16 protein-coding genes are annotated in these 17,943 nt (G+C 41.4%); 10 read left to right on the top strand and 6 right to left on the bottom strand.

Annotated elements, in window-relative coordinates; translation table 11 throughout:
* Positions 1-10: 10 nt before the first annotated feature.
* From dltA to EKM82_RS09970, 6 genes are all read left to right on the top strand, one after another.
* Positions 11-1,540, top strand: coding sequence for a D-alanine--poly(phosphoribitol) ligase subunit DltA (gene dltA / locus EKM82_RS09945; RefSeq protein ID WP_125768794.1), 1,530 nt, complete (start codon positions 11-13; stop codon positions 1,538-1,540).
* Positions 1,533-2,750: a D-alanyl-lipoteichoic acid biosynthesis protein DltB gene (dltB, locus tag EKM82_RS09950; RefSeq protein WP_125768797.1), complete on the top strand. Its 1,218-nt coding sequence runs from the start codon at positions 1,533-1,535 to the stop codon at positions 2,748-2,750. The genes dltA and dltB overlap by 8 nt, the downstream gene beginning before the upstream one ends.
* 417 nt (positions 2,751-3,167) lie before the next feature.
* A complete protein-coding gene (dltC, locus tag EKM82_RS09955; protein ID WP_125768800.1) occupies positions 3,168-3,401 on the top strand; it encodes a D-alanine--poly(phosphoribitol) ligase subunit DltC in 234 nt (77 codons plus the stop codon).
* The gene (gene dltD / locus EKM82_RS09960) at positions 3,398-4,648 is read left to right on the top strand and encodes a D-alanyl-lipoteichoic acid biosynthesis protein DltD (RefSeq protein WP_125768803.1); all 1,251 of its coding nucleotides are present in this window, start codon (positions 3,398-3,400) and stop codon (positions 4,646-4,648) included. Before dltC ends, dltD begins: the two co-directional genes overlap by 4 nt.
* A gap of 157 nt (positions 4,649-4,805) precedes the next feature.
* A complete protein-coding gene (locus EKM82_RS09965; RefSeq protein ID WP_125768806.1) occupies positions 4,806-5,987 on the top strand; it encodes a serine hydrolase domain-containing protein in 1,182 nt (393 codons plus the stop codon).
* A gap of 14 nt (positions 5,988-6,001) precedes the next feature.
* A complete protein-coding gene (locus EKM82_RS09970) occupies positions 6,002-7,234 on the top strand; it encodes a serine hydrolase domain-containing protein (RefSeq protein WP_125768808.1) in 1,233 nt (410 codons plus the stop codon).
* 217 nt (positions 7,235-7,451) lie between these two features.
* Here the strand turns inward: EKM82_RS09970 and EKM82_RS09975 are convergent, their stop codons facing one another.
* A complete protein-coding gene (locus EKM82_RS09975) occupies positions 7,452-7,979 on the bottom strand; it encodes an HdeD family acid-resistance protein (protein ID WP_125768811.1) in 528 nt (175 codons plus the stop codon).
* A gap of 95 nt (positions 7,980-8,074) precedes the next feature.
* Positions 8,075-8,422: a hypothetical protein gene (locus EKM82_RS09980; protein WP_125768814.1), complete on the bottom strand. Its 348-nt coding sequence runs from the start codon at positions 8,420-8,422 to the stop codon at positions 8,075-8,077.
* Positions 8,423-9,208: 786 nt separating this feature from the next.
* Here EKM82_RS09980 and EKM82_RS09985 point away from each other — a divergent pair.
* On the top strand, positions 9,209-10,468 hold the full coding sequence (locus EKM82_RS09985; protein WP_164508233.1) for a carboxylate--amine ligase: 1,260 nt from the start codon (positions 9,209-9,211) through the stop codon (positions 10,466-10,468).
* Between the two features lie 722 nt (positions 10,469-11,190).
* Positions 11,191-11,703: a universal stress protein gene (locus EKM82_RS09990; RefSeq protein WP_125768820.1), complete on the top strand. Its 513-nt coding sequence runs from the start codon at positions 11,191-11,193 to the stop codon at positions 11,701-11,703.
* Positions 11,704-11,789: 86 nt separating this feature from the next.
* On the opposite strand, the gene EKM82_RS09995 is transcribed toward EKM82_RS09990, so the two are convergent.
* Positions 11,790-12,140, bottom strand: coding sequence for a hypothetical protein (locus EKM82_RS09995; protein WP_125768823.1), 351 nt, complete (start codon positions 12,138-12,140; stop codon positions 11,790-11,792).
* 941 nt (positions 12,141-13,081) lie between these two features.
* Positions 13,082-14,515, bottom strand: coding sequence for a C69 family dipeptidase (locus EKM82_RS10000; protein ID WP_125768826.1), 1,434 nt, complete (start codon positions 14,513-14,515; stop codon positions 13,082-13,084).
* 657 nt (positions 14,516-15,172) lie between these two features.
* Here EKM82_RS10000 and EKM82_RS11645 point away from each other — a divergent pair.
* A complete protein-coding gene (locus tag EKM82_RS11645) occupies positions 15,173-15,346 on the top strand; it encodes a hypothetical protein (protein ID WP_164508234.1) in 174 nt (57 codons plus the stop codon).
* Positions 15,347-15,395: 49 nt separating this feature from the next.
* Here the strand turns inward: EKM82_RS11645 and EKM82_RS10005 are convergent, their stop codons facing one another.
* Positions 15,396-16,217 (bottom strand): hypothetical protein, encoded by an 822-nt coding sequence (locus tag EKM82_RS10005; RefSeq protein ID WP_125768829.1) that lies wholly within the window; start codon positions 16,215-16,217, stop codon positions 15,396-15,398.
* Positions 16,218-16,690: 473 nt separating this feature from the next.
* A complete protein-coding gene (locus tag EKM82_RS10010; protein ID WP_125768833.1) occupies positions 16,691-17,347 on the bottom strand; it encodes a DNA-3-methyladenine glycosylase in 657 nt (218 codons plus the stop codon).
* Positions 17,348-17,397: 50 nt separating this feature from the next.
* Here EKM82_RS10010 and EKM82_RS10015 point away from each other — a divergent pair, with 50 nt between their 5' ends.
* Positions 17,398-17,760, top strand: a complete 363-nt coding sequence (locus EKM82_RS10015) for a DUF488 domain-containing protein (RefSeq protein WP_125768836.1) — start codon at positions 17,398-17,400, stop codon at positions 17,758-17,760.
* Positions 17,761-17,943 lie beyond the last annotated feature (183 nt).

Raw genomic sequence — 17,943 nt, forward strand, 5'->3', positions numbered from 1 at the left:
GGGTGTCAGCGTGATAAAAAATATTATTACTACTTTTGATCATATTAGCCAGAAATATCCTAATAATTTTGCTTATGATTACTTGGGTGAACAAGCCACTTATGGCGAATTAAGAAAAAAAGCTGATACATTAGCAGCCTACTTAATGGGTTTGGACTTACCTGAAAAGGCACCAATCATGGTGTATGGTGGACAAACCTTGGATATGGTCGTTGCTTTCTTAGCACTGGTAAAAGCAGGTCATGCTTATATTCCAGTTGATGACCATTCATCTGAAGATCGTTTGTTAATGATTCAAGACGTGGCACAACCACCATTGGTCATTGCCGTTGATGATTTACCAGTTGAGCTAGATAACATTAAAGTCTTGGATAAAGATCAATTACATGCGATTTATCAAGAAGACCATCGCTTAGCAACCACTAATTACGTCGGCATGGATGATGATTTCTATATTATCTTCACGTCAGGAACGACTGGTAAACCTAAGGGTGTGCAAATTAGCCATCGTAACTTACTCAGTTTTGTTAACTGGCAATTAGCTGATTTCTATTTTCCAAAGGGTGCCAATGTTTTGGCCCAAGCACCATATTCCTTTGACTTGTCAGTCATGGGCTTGTATCCAACTTTAGTAACTGGCGGCACTTTAAAGGTTTTACCAAAAGAAGTTACTGAAAACTTCAAAGCGTTATTTACCACTTTGCCAAAGATGGATTTAAATATTTGGATTTCGACACCATCATTAGTTGAAATTTGTTTATTATCTCCTGACTTTAATGGCGAGAATTATCCTAACTTAGTTACCTTCTTGTTCTGCGGTGAGGAGTTAAGTCATAAGACTGCTGCTAACTTGAAGAAGCTTTTCCCTAAGTCACATATTTACAACACTTATGGTCCAACTGAAACAACAGTTGCTGTGACTGGTGTTGAAATTACGAAGGAAATTCTGGCTCGCTACGATCGCTTACCAATTGGTTATGTGAAATCCGATACTGACATTTGGATCGACACAACTGATACGGAAAGTGCTGATGCTGACAAGCAACAAGGCGAGATCATCATCAGTGGCCCAAGTGTTTCGAAAGGCTATCTCAACTTGCCTGAAAAAACTCATGAAGTTTTCCAACAAAGTGGCGCTTGGCCAAGTTATGCCAGTGGTGACTTAGGTTACTTCAATGAAGCCGGCTTGTTATTCTATCGAGGACGCAAGGATTTCCAAATCAAATTTAATGGTTATCGAATTGAATTGGAAGAATTAAACTTCTTCTTGAAACAACAAGAAATTGTTGACCAAGGGGCCATTGTTCCTCGTTACAATTCTGGCCATAAGGTGACGCAACTAATTGCCTTAGTCGTACCGCGACAAAAGGCTAACGTTGACGAAACTGCTTTGACTGAACAAATCAAAACTGATTTAGCTTTGCATATCATGCCTTACATGATGCCACAACGGTTTGTTTTCCGAACGGAATTACCATTGTCGGCCAATGGCAAAGTTGATATCAAGTCCTTGATTCAGGAGGTCAATGCTGGTGATTAACTTACAACCTTATAGTAGTCCGAGTTATTTCATCCTCCTACTGCTGGCCTTGTTGCCAATAATTATTGGGTTGTATCATGGCAAGCGACTGAAAGTTTACGAAACAATTTTCACACTAGTCTTTTTGCTCCTAACCTTTGGTGGTGATAAATGGGAGCAGGGTGTCACGTTAATTGGTTACATTATTTACCAATTACTTCTCACCATGATTTATGCGCATTATCGTGGTAAAACGGGGCGGGCAAATAAAACCCATGTGTTTGTTATTGCAGTTATTCTGGCAATCATTCCCTTGGCGATTGTTAAAGCAACACCGGCTTTTGCCCATGGCATCACGGTTGGTTTCTTAGGGATCAGCTATTTAACCTTTAAGACCGTGCAAGTAATCATGGAATTGCGTGACGGGACAATTAAAGATCTTGATTGGAAATTGTATCTGCATTTCTTGCTATTCTTCCCAACAATTTCGTCAGGCCCAATTGATCGGTATCGGCGTTTCAAAGACGATTACGATAACATACCTGATCGCAGTGCCTATATTGAAGATCTGAAGAAAGCCGTTCATTATTTATTCCAAGGTTTTCTTTATAAATATATTTTAGGCTATATCTTTGGGACAGTTTTACTACCACAGCTTTCCCATTTAGCAATGCAACAACGTGGTGCTTTCGGTGGTTTAGGTCTTTCGTGGCCACTGATTGGTTATATGTATGATTACAGTTTATATCTGTTCTTTGATTTTGCTGGTTATAGTGTGTTTGCCATTGGGATTAGTTATTTCATGGGCATTCACACACCAATCAACTTCAATCGGCCTTTCCAAGCCCATAATATTAAGGACTTCTGGAATCGCTGGCATATGACCTTGTCTTTCTGGTTCCGTGACTTTATCTTTATGCGTTTCACTTTTTGGATTATGAAGAAGCGCTGGATCAAGAATCGGGTTCGGATTTCACAGCTAGCTTATCTGGTGAATTTCTTGATCATGGGTTTCTGGCATGGCTTGACTTGGTATTACATCGTTTATGGCTTGTTCCATGCCTTTGCGATTATTATCAACGACATCTGGTTACGCTTTAAGAAGAAGCACCAAGATAAGATTCCTAGCAATACATTTACCAAGTATCTCAGCATTTTCATTACATTCAATGTTGTCTGCTTTAGTTTCTTGATTTTCTCAGGTTTCTTGGATAAACTCTGGTTCCATTAGGAGTTGGGTTTGGATTTAGGTAGTTGAAACGTGTTCGGAGTTGCAGTCAGCTAGGCCTAACTTAATTATTTGCTCGATCGGTTGCACCGCTCAATCAAATAATTGAAGTTACGCTACGCTGCCTCCCGCAACCCCTCACACTCTCAATAAAAGTGTTCGGGCTGGTAAATGGCTAGGTACAATTTAAATATTCACACGATCTGGTTGCACCAGCTCATGCAAATATTTGAAATTGTACTACGCCAAAAAGACACCAGCCCTCACACTCTGTTAAAACGTGTTCGGGTCGACAAATGGCTAGGCCTAATTTAAATAATTGCTCGATCGGTTGCACCGCTCAATCAATTATTTGAAATTAGGCTACGCCAAAAGTACGTCGCCCCTCACACTCTCATAAATAGAAGGGTAGGATTTAAGATGTCTGATGAACAAAAAGTACTTTCAATTTTAAAAGATTTAACTGGTGAAGATTTGAGTGACAAGATGGATGAGAACATTTTTGCCAATGGCTTACTTGATTCCATGGCAACGGTTCAATTATTACTTGATTTGCAAGATCAATTAGATATTGATGTGCCAGTTTCTGAATTTGATCGGAATGAATGGGATACACCAAATAAAATCGTCACGAAAGTAGCGAGTTACAAATGACAAATGGCAAGAAGCTCTGGCAGATTTTTGGACCAGTCCTCATTGCCATTGTCGCAGCGCTAGTGATTTTCTTAATCCCTTGGCAAGGACTGACGCCGAATAAACATGCTGTCAAAAAAGCAGCGGTTTCGATGTCAACCAATGTTTACCGCGGTGAACAAATCAAAGATATCGCCCTCAAAGAAAATTACGTGCCTTTTATTGGTTCGTCAGAACTTTCACGGATGGATCCTTTGCATCCTTCAGTGCTGGCCGAGAAATATCAGCGCGACTACCAAACTTTGTTGTTAGGTGGTCCTGGTAGTCAGTCGTTAAATCATTTCTTCACTTTGCAAGAAATGAAGCCGGCGATTCGTAATAAAAAAGTGGTCTTCATTATTTCGCCACAATGGTTTACCAAAGGTGGGCAACGGCCTGATGCATTCGGTTACTATTACTCACCATTGCAAGCGATTGATTGGGTCTTAAATGCGAAAGATAGTGTAGCTACTCGTTATGCGGCGCGACGCTTGTTAGCGATGCCTTCTGGCCAAGCTAGTCCAATGATTACGTCGGCAATTGAGAAAATTGCGGCTGGTCAGAAGATTAGTGGCCTTGATCGGATCTGGCTAAGTGGTCGGCAACGAATTCTTCGGAATGAAGATGCGTTCTTCTCAAGCATTCGTTTGGACAATAATTTGCAAAAAATTGTCAAAGCCGGTAAGCAATTACCAGCGACTGACAATGATCGCGAATTAATGCAGCTGGCAACCAAATTAGGTCAAGAAAATACGACGAACAACCAATTTGGCATTAAAAATAGTTTCTATAATCAGCGTTTACGTGGTAAAGCAGTTAAGAACTTGGCTAATAGTCAAAGTCACATTGATTATCGGCGCTCACCAGAATATGGTGATTTCCAATTAGTTCTGCAACAGTTTGCGGCTGAGAACGTTGATGTCCAATTTGTCTTACCACCAATCAACCAGAAGTGGACCAATTACACTGGTTTATCAATGCCAATGTGGCGTGAAACCACCGCTAAAATTAAGAAACAATTAACGAGCCAAGGCTTCAATCACATTATTGATTTGTCGGCTGATGGTAATCAAGATTACTACATGGAAGATACAATTCATTTAGGTTGGCGTGGTTGGTTGCGGATGGATGAATCAGTTAAGCCATTCTTAACTGAGAAGCAGCAGAAGCCAACTTATCACATTAACAATTATTATTTTACAAAGACTTGGGAACGGTCCTTGAACTAGCCAAGTCAGACACACCCAGAATAAATAAGTCAAAAAAACAACGGCATAAAATCTGAATCTAGGTTTTATGCCGTTTGTTTCGAAGTGAAGGTTTATAATTGTCACGCTGGAATAGTTTAATCACTGTAATCCCCCCGTTTAGTAGTTTGAGGTAATCATGATGAAACGAAGAAAGCAACAATTTAAATGGGTCACAGTTGTGTTAACCGTATTAGTAGTGGCCTTAATTGGTACCGTCATTATGCGTCGGAATAAATTTAGTCGGGCGAGTGATGTTCAACCGGCTAAAAGTCAGCGCGTTGCTTCAACAACTAAGCTGACGCATAAGGCAACGAAGCAATCGAGTATGGAAATCAACCTCATAGGGACCACCAATCAACAACTCCAGAATCAACTAGTGACCCGCCTGCAGAATATTGGTTTTATTGGCACGGGAATCATTGCTCAAAACGGTCAGATCGTCGCTACTTGGACCAGTGGTGATGCTAATGCCCAGACCAAGCAAAGCAACACGCTTGATACGATTTATAATATTAATTCAATGCAAAAGAGTATTACGGCGGTCCTGGTGATGCAGCAAATCGAACAGGGACGTTTGAGCTTAACCGATTCATTGGCAGAATTTTATCCAGATGTGACCAACAGTCGCAATATTACGATTCAGCAGTTATTGGCGATGACTTCTGGCTTAACAGATGCGGGTTTAGCCGCTGGGACCTATGTTAATGATCAGACCACGATCACAAATGATATTGCGCAGCTTCAATATCAGGCTAATTGGTATAACAAATGGAATTATCAGCCAATCAATTATGTGTTACTTGCAGGTATTTTAGAAAAAGTAACTGGTCAAACTTATCGCGAAATATTTACACGAAATATTGCAGAAAAGCTCAATTTAACTCATACTGTATTTGGCTATGATTTATTAGGTGCTACCAATGTGCCCTTGGGCTATAGTGGCCCTTTAACAGCACCATACGCACAAGCAGTGCCACTTGATGTTAATCAGCAACATTCAGAATTGGGCACGGGTCAACTTTATATGTCGGCGCCAGATTTCTATTTGTTCATGCGCAGTGCGCTGAATGGGACGCTGATTTCAACTACCAGTGCGGCGCAGTTATTTAGTGGTAGTTATGGCGGCGGGATGTATAATGCCACCAATGGCATCAAGTTAGCTAATGGTGCTGGGGTGAATTTTGGCTCGACAGTGCATGTTAACAGTAACGGCCAAGCGGCAATTGTGCTGTTATCTAATTTTATTAATAATTATAATCAAATGAAGAGTGTCGCTAGTGAACTGGATACAATGGTCTTGCTCAATGGTGGAAATTAAGGGTGGTTTCGTAGATGAAGTGGCGTGAAAAGCAAACTAGGAAGACGTTAATTGGCATCGTGATTTTTCTGACCTTGTTTTTATTGGCGGTTAGTTGGACGACAGGTCGTCAATACGCAATCAAAAAGGCTAATGAAAGCCAATTGACCGTCTCTCAGGCACGTCAATCTTCTCAAGCGGCAGCAAATTCAAGTAGCGCACCAAAAATCGACACTAAGGCCAATCGCCATCAATTAAGTCCCGATATTATGGGAACGATCAATCCGGAACTGCAAACCAAATTGGCAACCAGTTTACGCAATATTAATTTCATTGGTACCGGCGTGATTGCCAAGCACGGTCAAATCGTTGCCGTCTGGTCCAATGGCTATGCCGATGCCAATACTGGCCGTAAGAATGGCTTGGATACGACCTACAATATTAATTCCATGCAAAAATCGATCACCGGTACTTTGGTCATGCAGCAAGTGGTCGCCGGGAAAATTAAATTATCTGATCCACTTTCGAAATATTATCCGGAAGCGGCCTATAGTCGGTCAATTACGATTCGACAAATGCTCAACATGACTTCAGGTTTGACGATGACTTCCATGGGTGAAGGGCCCTATGTCAGTGATGAAGTCACGATTGCTAATGACATTGAACGGCTACAATTTAACAATAATTCCTACAATAAATGGAACTACCAAGCTGTTAATTATGTGCTGCTAGTTGGTATTTTAGAGAAGGTCACCAAGAAAAGTTATCATGATTTAGTTATGAAAAATATCGTCAAGCGGCTTAAATTGGAACAAACAGCTTTTAGTTATGAGTTAACTGATTATGATTTAGGCGCCACTTCATATAACGGCAAAGTAGGGATGCCTTATCAGAAAAGTTTAATTTTGAATCCGGACACGCAGCATTATGAACTGGGAACTGGCCAAATGTTTATGAGTGTTGGCGATTTTTATCTAACGGTTCGTAGTATGCTAGATGGCACCTTGATCAGTAAGGCCGACGCGAATGTTCTTTTTTCAGGCAATTACGGTGGTGGTTTCTACAATCATCCGCAATCTAAAATTTCCAATGGCGCCGGTGTTTATTTCGGCTCGACGATTCATGTCAGTAAAGATGGCCAATCCGCCATTTTACTGATGAGTAATTATGCGGGTGACTATAATCAGTTGAAGCTGACTGCGAATCAATTGGAGAAAGCCGTGTTCCTGCCTGAGACCAACCAGGAACTGAATAAGTATCATGATTAGGTGCCAAGTATTCTCTAATTCGGAACGCTGTGGTCGCCGATTTGAATTCAAACAGGTTTTGAACAGAATAGATGACAATCGCCCGACAACTACCTGATGAAACTAATGGAACTGATCGGCCACTACTTGGTTGAACCAGATTCTGGTGATACGAAAAACGGTGTGACAAACTCTATTGAGATAGAGTCGTCACACCGTTTTTTTGACTAGCAACGCATTAATTGAAAATTCGGGTACCAAAGATTTCGATCAAGCCCATAACGACTAACAACCAGCCGAAGACCCGGAACAAAATGATCACGCTGGAGAAGGGGTTGACGATCATGACAATTGCTGCAATCAGAATCAAGATGCCATAAATGTAACTTGGCAAAGTGCTGACATTAACATATTTGCGATGACCATGAACTTGAATCAAGAAGTTGATGCCGTGAACTAAGAGAATAATCCCTAATACGAAAGGAATCATATTGAGCAGTGCCCGAGCAAAAATCCAAACGAAAATTGCGGCAACTGCTTCAATGATTCCGACGATCATACCACCGTTCATTGACTCGCCGCTGTTTTTCTCGCGAATGCCACTGACAAAGTTAATGATCCCCATTACCAGTAAGAATCCAGCTGATAATTTGATGACCAAGTTGATCATCAGGTTTGGTTTAATGGCAACTAATAGGCCGAAAAGAATAAAAACTAAGCCACGCAGCCACATATTACGTTTAATATTTTTCACTAAATTATCCATTTGCAAGCCTCCATGTTTACTACATATTATCTAAAGAAAAGGCGCTTTCTTCAATTGACCTCAAGGCTGATTTTTCTCGTCCAAAAGAAGGAGAACTAATCGCGTGAAGTCCGTTGGGCAACTTGGTCCAAAGTTTCTGTGTACCAATTATGCCAGGCCGCAGGTGTTTTCATTGTTGCAACGTCAGGGTATTTAGCAATGATGTTTTTCAAAAGGTCAGTTAATTCAGGCCGACGATTTTCCAATAATTCTTGTAAAACGTCATCTTTCTTAGTGTGTGGTGCCAAAGTCAGAAAGTGATTCACTTCCGGAATTTGGTTCTTTTCATCAAAAAGGGTTAATAAATCCATTTCATGACTTTTGAAAATATCCAAATAAAACGCTAAAAATGCCCGTCCAACCTCATCACTGACGACTTGTTCAGAACCAGTTGTCTCTGCCATGTGTAAACCTCCAAATAAAATTATAATCTCACTACTAGTATACCCTGAAAACGCTGATTTGGTAAGCAGAGTGTAAGGGACGACGTACTTTTGGCGTAGGTTTATCTTAACAATGATACAACCCAAGGCTGAGATGTAGTAAATGAGTTGAAACAAAACTAGGTTTGACGCCATTGCGGGCTGCTTGTCGTGGAACGCTGCCGACATCGATTTGAGCTTATTGCTCCGCAACAATCTCAAATACGAGTCTTATTCTAAACGATAAATCGTTAAGAATAATTTAGCGGCTGACGACAAGGTCCCTCCATTCCGTTTGAAGTTAATTTAGTTCACTTTATAACTGTTAGTGGTTAAGGCAATTGTAGTGGGATAACTTAACTTATTTAAGCTGGTGCTATATTAGTTGACGACAATCTTGTTTTCTAACAGTGGTGCTGGATTAATTTATATAATCTAGGCAGGGGTACAGCGATTGGCGTCAGCTGTGAAATTTGACTTGCCGCTTTAGCGGTTAATCAAAGCCTCGTATTGGAGACAATTTGATTTTTAAATTGGCTTCAATCGACGGCCACGGCGTTCCACGCCCGAAAAATCGCTGGGCCCCTGCCGTCACTCAATTAGGGAACGACTTAATCAATTCTGCGTCCATTATTGAAATTACACGACGCGGTTTTCCCAGCACCTCGCACACTTTCTGAAAAGTTTCACTTTAAGAAGAATTTATAGTAAAATGAGTAATTGATACAGTTTTCTAATTCCAAATTTAATGAAATGAAGTGTGAAATATTGACAACGCCAAAATTTACGCCGCTTCTTTTAGGCAGTGACATTAATGTTTATGGTATGGCACGATCTTTTTATGAGCAATATGGTAAAAAGGTGAAAGCGGTTGCCGGCGTTCAATTTGCGCCGACACGTTATAGTAAAATTATTGATATTGATTTACGCCCAGGATTTAATGAAGATCCTGTATTTATTACGGAAATGCGTAAACTTGCCAAAGTTTATCAGGACCATGCTGAACCAGTTATTCTGGTTTCTTGTAGTGATGGCTATACAGAACTGATTGCTAAGCACAAGGATGAGCTGAGCCAGACTTTTGTGTGCCCTTATGTTGATTACGATTTACTTAAGCAGTTAAACAATAAAGAACGTTTCTATGAAATTGCTGAAGAGCATCATTTACCACATCCTAAGACCCAGATTATTACTAAAGATGATTACACGGCTGGCAATTTAAACCAACCGTTTACTTATCCAGTCGCTTTAAAGCCAGCCAACAGTGTTGAATGGCTTGATATTCATTTCGAAGGTCGTAAGAAGGCCTTTACCATTCATTCTGAGACTGAGTTCCGCGACATCGTTGGTAAAATTTACGACAATGGCTATACTTCGCATTTAATTTTGCAGGACTTTATTCCTGGGGATGATTCCAATATGCGCGTGCTGAACGCTTATGTTGATCAACATCACCATGTCAAAATGATGTGTTTAGGCCATCCTTTATTAGAAGACCCAACGCCACAAGCAATCGGTAATTACGTGGCTATCATGCCTGATTACGACCAAACCATGTATGAAACTGTGCAGAAATTCCTTGAAGAAATTAATTACACTGGCTTTGCTAATTTTGATTTGAAATATGATAGTCGTGATCAGCAATTCAAATTCTTCGAAATCAATTTACGCCAGGGCCGCAGTAGCTTTTACGTGACTTTAAACGGCTATAATTTAGCCCAATATTATGTGCGTGATTATGTTTTGGATGACTTGGACCAAGAAGCCACGGTTTATGGCAACAAAAACAAAGCCCAACATAAATTATGGTTAGGCGTAGCGGTCAAGACTTTCAAAAAGTATGCTGTTGATAATGATGCCAAAACAGCCGCACTTGAATTAATTCGCCAAGAACGTTGGGGCAATACGCTATACTTCCATCAAGATTTGAATTTGAAGCGGCGTCTATTGCTGGCCTACATGGATCATAATTACGTCAAACGCTTCGCCCAATACTACCAAGTCAACAAGGGCCGCGATTTTAAGTAGCCGGTGCAATTTGAGTGGCGTGGAACGTATCTCCTAGTCGCTCCTTAGTTGAAAGCGGCAGGGGCCCAGCGATTTAGAGGGCGTGGAACATGGTGGGCGTTGATTTGAGCTTATTGCTAGCGCAACAATCTCAAATACAAGCCTTATTCTAAGCAATAAATTGCTAAGAATAATTTCACCATTGACGCCAATCGCTGGTCCCCTGCCTGTGCTAAACTTGCAAAACTGAGCACCACTATTTGGCCGAACCAGATTGTGGTAAAACAAAAGCGGTGTGACAATCTCTAATCAGAATGAGGTTGTCACATCGTTTTTTTGGTTACTGTTCAACTACTATTACTGATTAAATTGAGCCACTGAATCCTGCTATCACTGCCTTAAGCCCTAATAAAGATGAAGTGAACTAATTCAACTCCAGACGGAATGGAGGGATCTTGGCGTCAGCCGCCAAATTATCGTTGGTGCTTTAGCACTTACGATAAGGCTTGTATTTGAGATTGTTGCGTAGCAATAAGCTCAAATCAATGCCGGCAGCGTTCCACGCCAAGCAGCCCGGAATGCAGTCAAAACCAGTTCTGTCTTAACACCATCATGTTTTGACGCTTTGTTGTGTCATCCTTTTAACTGAACCGCCTTTTTTCCACTCATTTTTAAAGAGCCGGTCTAGTTCGCGGACCCTTTCCAAAATGAATTGTAGTATACTGGAGCCAGAGGTGAGTGAGATGGAAGATTTAGAGCATTACCAGGTTTCAACGATGCATTATTCGCGAATAATGATTGCCGTTGATGACGACGATTTTGTTTCGTCACGGCGGGCTTTTGATTATGCTTGTACTGTAGCTAAGATCTACAATATTCCTCTTGGCGTAGCGATGGTATTGGAGACTGGGGATTTGAATATTTTTCAATCCTTGTCGCCAGATGTTTTGAGCAAGCGCCGTCAAGAAATTTCTCGCGATTTGAACACTTATTGTGAGAAAGCCCGTGAATTTGGGGTAATGGACGTGCAGCCATTTCTAAGCGAGGGTAATCCTGGCCATGAAATTGTTGAAAAAGTGATTCCGCCATTTAAGCCAGATTTACTCGTGATCGGTTCAGAAACTAAACCTGGTCATCGGAAGACAATTGGGACTCAAGCGGCTTATATCACCCGTTATGCGCCATGTTCAGTAATTGTGGTCCGTTCTGATGCCCAACGTCAAGAAATGATGCGGGACATTACTAACCCCAAGTAATTTAATAAGAATAGTAAAATAAAAAAGACATCACAACCAGTTGGCTTCTAGGTTGGATGTCTTTTTGTGATGTCAGCAGTAATTGACTAATCTTTTGGAAAACGTTGCTCCAGAAATTCTTCCAAACGATAACGTTGCGGTGTGGGCAGTGCACCATTTTCGATGAAGCCCTTTAATTCGATTTTATCTAAACCAGCGGCAGTTGCCAGTTGGCCCAAAGTAAGATTTTCAGCGTTCAGGACCCGCTTAACTTTTTCACGTTGCTGTTGTAACCGAACCCGCTGCCACAAGCTAATAATAAAAATCAAAACAAGCATGGCCACAATTGAGAGCCAGCGATTATTTTGCCAAAATTGCGCTGCCCAAAAATAAATTGCAAAAAACGCGACGGCAATCAGGACCATGATTAAATAGTCACGACGTTGTTTTTTCGGCATGGTGTCACCTCCGAGGTTAATATAATTATCATAGCATAAAAAGGCGTGGTGAACTTAGTGAGTTTCATAGGCTGTGGTTAAAACAGAAATAGTGTCAGGTCTTCCCCAATTGAGGCAGGTGGTTGCTGGGCGATTTGATGTCAAACTAGTTTTAGGCAGAGTAGTGGACAACTCCGTTACGGCCGGCGGGTTGTGGAACGCTGCGGGCATTGATTTAAGCTTTTGCTGCGCAAAATCTTAAATACAAGCCTTATCCTAAGCGATAAATCGCCAAGGATAATTTCGCGGCTGACAACCCGGCGGCCTTCACTGCGTTTTGAGCCAGGCTGGACCACTTGAGATTTAATAGATAGCAAGGCAGCACTGGCAAAGCTAGGCGCCAATCGCCCAGCAACCACCTGATGAAACTAACAAAACTGATTACCACTATTTAGAAAAACATATCGTTATAAACTAATGAGCTCGTTTGACAACCTTTCTGGATAAAACCAGAGAAACGTCAAACGGGCTTTTTTGATACTACTATTCAAGTATGATAACAATTCAAATCAAGTTGATCACTCCCACTACAATTGCCTTAACAACCAACAAAGTTGAAGTGAACTAACTCAACTTCAAACGGAATGGAGGGATCTTGTCGTCAGCCGCCAAATTATTGTTGGTGCTTTAGCACTTACAATAAGACCTGCATCTGAGACAATTTGTTCTGTAATTGGCTCAGATCAGTGTCGGCCGCGTTCCACGACAAGCAGCCCGCAATGCAGTCAAACGCTATTCTGTTTCAAACACTTCGCTGGATTATAGGCCGGACATTATATTGAGAACAAATCCAATTAAACTACAAAAAATCGCGTTGACAATTTAGCGTCAACGCGATTTTTTTGCACAGCCAGATTTATTAACAGCTATGATTCTTGATTGAGAACCTAATCAGTCTGGAATTACAGATTACGATCCATGTTGAAAGTCAGGTTTGATAAAGTAATGCCCTTCGTGTACAAACGGCCCATGAAATCAGTGGCCTTGTCGCGCATTAATTTAACAGTTTCGTAGTTTTGCTTAGTTAAGAAGTCAGTTAAGGCTTCGCCAGAATAGTTCTTAGCTTCAGCATCAATTTTAGCAACTTGAGCCCGTAATTCTTGACGGCATTCCTTCAAGTAGTCTAAATCGTCTTGAACGAAATGCTTGTAGTTAGATTCAACTAAGACTGATAATGACCGATACAACCAATGAGCGTCATCGAAATTGTAAGTCAATGAAGTGTTGTTGAATGATGGGTCAGTGTCAGTGGCGTTAGTGAAGAATGGAATGTATGGCGTGAAAGTTGGGTAACCAATTGCTAACCACATTACGGCAGAGAATTCTTCAGGGACGTCATTCCGTAATTGTAAAATATGTGAGTTTTGGGTCCGGTTTAAGCCAATTGGACGATAACGATATTTAGTATCTTCATTGCCCTTGCTTAATGGATCGAATTTAGTTTCGTTGTAGTGTGAGCCTAAGATATATTCAATATCATCAGGGGAAATCTTGTGGCTAGTCCGGCAGATAAATGGTAATTCACTGCTTTCAGGATCTTGTTCGATTTCAGGGTTCAGGATATGTTGGCCGTACCAAACACGTGGGGTGTTATAGTGACGATCTTTTTCATTAGATGAACCGAAAATGTGACGGAAGTTCCAGCCAGCTTGATCAACATTCAAATGATGTTCTTCAACGAATTCTTGAATGCCTTCAGACCACATGAAGTTGTCAGTATCGCTAAAGTCGACTTGTTGAATCGCAACTTGGTTAGCAGCAATCACATAAGCGTCGTCAGGAATACGTTGGGCAACCCAATGATGACCAGTAACGATTTCCATGTACCAAACATCATCTTTATCACCAAACAAGACCGAGTTACCAGCAGGTGAACCGAAACGCTTGATCAATGAACCTAAATATTTAACCCCATCTTTAGCCGAGTCAATATATGGCAAGACAGCAGTTTGCATGCAATCTTCATCAAGACCGTCTTTAACAAGCGGGTCGAAAGCTAAAGTCCGTTCGTTACCATAGGTACTTTCAGTACAACTCATAGCGACGTTCTTTTCGTTGATCCCACTTTCGTCATAGTAGCCTAAAGTTTTGTAATCAACATTAGGAACAGCTGGATAACGGTAGCCATTTTCAGGCAATTCCATTTGGAAGCCATTTAAATATGACTTTAAAATGCGGCCTTTCTCACCGTGGACAGCAGGGTGCATATAGAAACGATGTGGTGCAACAGCGTGAAAAGTGTCATCATTGCGGGCAATCATTACTGAACCGTCAATGCTGGCATTCTTACCGACTAAAATTGTCGTACATGCGCGTTCAATGTTTTGTTCGGACATGAAAAAACCTCCATTTATAAATAAATCTTTTTCCCCTTACATCTTAACACAGGCCATAACGTTTTTCTCGTCTATCTGTCAAGTTGTGCTATGCACGGAACTGTCCAGAAATTTTTACAAAAAAAGTTAATTTGCGGCTGGACAGCGGTGGCGTTGATTTGAAGCTGTAGTTGGCTTTTGGCAGAATAGTGGAGAACTCCGTTGCGGCGGTTGGGTTGTGGAACGCGGCGGACGCTGATTTGAGCTTATTGCTGACGCAACAATAAGCTCAAATACAGGTCTTCTTCTAACCGCCGAAGCGGCAAGAAGAATTTGGCGACTGACACCCCGGCGGCCTCCACTTCGTTTTGAGCTAGGTTAGTCCATTCTAGATTTGGTCGATATCAAGGCAATACCTGTTGAGTTTGATGCCAATCTCTCAGCAACCATCCGGTGAAACTAACGAGATTGAGCAACACTGGTTAGAAAAATAAATTGAAACAAATTAATAAGCCTGCTTGACAAGTTTTCTGAAATTAAACCAGAAATTGTCAAACAGACTTTTCATTATTGATTACTATTCAGTTGCGATAACAATTTGACTCGAGTTGATTAGTCCCACTGCAATTGCCTCAAGCACTAACAAATTTGAAGTGTACTGACTTAACTTCAGACGGAATGGAGGGCGTGGTTGTCAGCCGCCAAATTTGTCTTATTGCTTTAGCAATTAGACAAAGGCTCGTATTTGAAACAATTTGGTCTTTAATTGGTTCAAATCGATGCCGGCAGCGTTCCACAACCAGCAAGCCCGAAATGCAGTCAGACACAATTCAGTTTGTACACCTTCGCTAGGCCTTAACGGTTTTGAACTTGGTTTTAACAACTGCATGGTTCCAATAAATTAATCCAAGAAAGTTAACCGAATCAAAGGATTGTCACTGGCTGACATGCAAGTTTGGATAACAGCCCGGTGTTGCTTCATCAAACTCATAGTACCACCAATATTGCCGTTTAATGATGACCAGTCTTCTTGGTAAATACCTGAAACTGACAATTGTTGACCATCGATAGTGACACTGCTACCAGTGCCTAAACTAACAACGGCATTATGAGCAGCACCGTAACCAGCATCAACTAAGATCACTGACGGAATAACGGACCAACGATAAACCGTATCAGTTGGGACAGTTTCATTACCAGAAGTAGCCGTGAATGAACCACCAATGGCAAAATGCTGACCGGCAATATTTAAGCCACTAGTTGGTTGAGTCGTTGTTTGACTTGTTGCAGTGGCAGTTGCTGTGGTTTGGGCAGCAGTTTGCGTTGTAGCAGCAGTCGTTGTTGGCTCAGTTGTGGCACTAGCAGCGGCGTTATTATTGTTGTTAGCTGTTGTAGCAGCTTGGCTAGTGGTCGTTGCAGTTGCAGCAGTTTCAGTAGCAGCATGCGTCTTAGCTGCGGTTTGGGCAGCAGCTTCAGCAGCGGCCTTAGCTTCAGCTTTTTTAATTGCAGCTTGTTGTTCAATGGCGCTGGCTTTACTTTGAACTAGTTTGTCATTTGAAGTTTTCTGATAAGCAATTTGTTTCTTGGCTGTTAATAAAACAGTACTATCTGGATCAGCTTGGGCATCAATTTTCGTAACAGCTGGTTTGACCGCCAAAGCTGTTAATAAACCGACACTGGTAATTAATAAAGTGATTGTTTGAAATTTTTTGCTAGTTTTCAATGTATTGTGCTCCCTTTGTGCGCTTAAAAAAGCGTTAATTGGTGAAATTATTGGCTACTAAATCTTCTCCCTAAAAGATTTAGGCGACGCGACTTACCCCTCAGTAAGCAATAATTTTGAAGCACAATACATGAAATTAAATCAGAAAGCTAATCTCCCCATTAGTTGTATTTCTGATTGGTGGTGCCAATTAACTCATTTCCTTAACTGGATTCGAGGACATTAATGAAAATTTGATTAAACAAATTGTGCAAATAAATAGAGGGAATCAATTAAGATTCCCTCCAATAATTTTGTCATTAATGCGTGGAGTTTAGACTGAGACAACTCAGCTAACCTTGACGCTTCCCCACGGATTAATATAACACTTATTTAGATTGCTCGCAATGAATAATTATTATAAATAAAGTAATTTCTCGTGTCTCTTTGCGATTAATTATTGTATCTATAAAATATTACTAAATAACAAATCGTCAAAGCGCCGGCTGCCAACCAAAATGCTCGAGATCATAGTCACGCTTGCGCATTTTCGAAACAAACGGATTCCCGGCCACATAAGCCCGATAGTGATCAGACCAATCAGCACTTGTTCGCACCCCAATTCTGGGACTGTAGTTGATTGTGGCAGGCACCCGAGCTTGATCGTCAATGATTTGTAGGGGACTGTGATCGAAATCAAGCTGATTCAGTTTGGTGTCAGTAATGTTCAAGGCTTGCATTAATTTACCAGGGCCGCTAGTTAAATTAAAGTCTGGTTGTTGCGGCCGATTGCGTTGCATTTGTGCCAAGCCAAGCGCCGGTTCTAAACCGCGGATCAAAATTCCCTGCGGATTCTCAGCTGCTTGGGTGACCACATCAAAGGCGTAAAAGCCCCGAATCGCGTAAATATAAATTGTGCCGGGTCCGCCATATAGCGGCTCGTTTGAGGGCACACGGCGGCCTTGATAGGCATGCGCGCCGGGGTCAGTTTCACCTAAGTAAGCTTCGGCCTCAACAATATAACCGCCTAATTGGCCTTGCGGGGTGTTGTAGATTAATAATTTACCTAATAAGTCAGCCGTAATTGCTAAGGTTGACCGACCTTCAAAAAACTGACTAGTTAAAGCGTGGGGCTGTCTGATTGTTTGCATTTGAATGACGAACCTTTATCATGAAGTTAAGTGGAATAGGAGTGAAAGTAATGTTAAAAATTCAACGGATTTATCAAAATGAACCAGAAGCGGGAACATACCGAATCTTGGTCGATCGACTTTGGCCACGTGGCATTTCTAAGGTGAAAGCACAACTGGATTTGTGGGCCAAGGATGTGGCACCATCAACTGAATTGCGCAAGTGGTTCAATCACGATGAAGCGAAATATCCCGAATTTAAAACCCGTTACTTGGCTGAAATCAAGGCGAATCCGGCAATGGCTGAATTTGTGGCAACGGTGAAAGCTCAATTGCAGCAAAGTGATGTGGTACTTCTCTATGGTGCCAAGGATCAGCAAGATAATCAAGCCCAAGTTTTGTTGAAGTATCTACAAGCCGAGTTGAAAAAGTAGCGTTGGTCTGATTTAGATTCGTCTTCAGAATGTTACTAATATGAATCGTTGAAATCTAGTGGAGGCGTTTAAACAGAACTGGTTCTGACTGCATTCCGGGCTTGCTGGTTGTGGAACGCGGCCGGCATTGATTTGAGCTTATTGCTGCGCAACAATCTCAAATACAAGCCTTTGTCTAATTGC

It is taken from the genome of Lapidilactobacillus wuchangensis (assembly GCF_003946645.1).
In the GTDB taxonomy this organism is placed as follows: domain Bacteria; phylum Bacillota; class Bacilli; order Lactobacillales; family Lactobacillaceae; genus Lapidilactobacillus; species Lapidilactobacillus wuchangensis.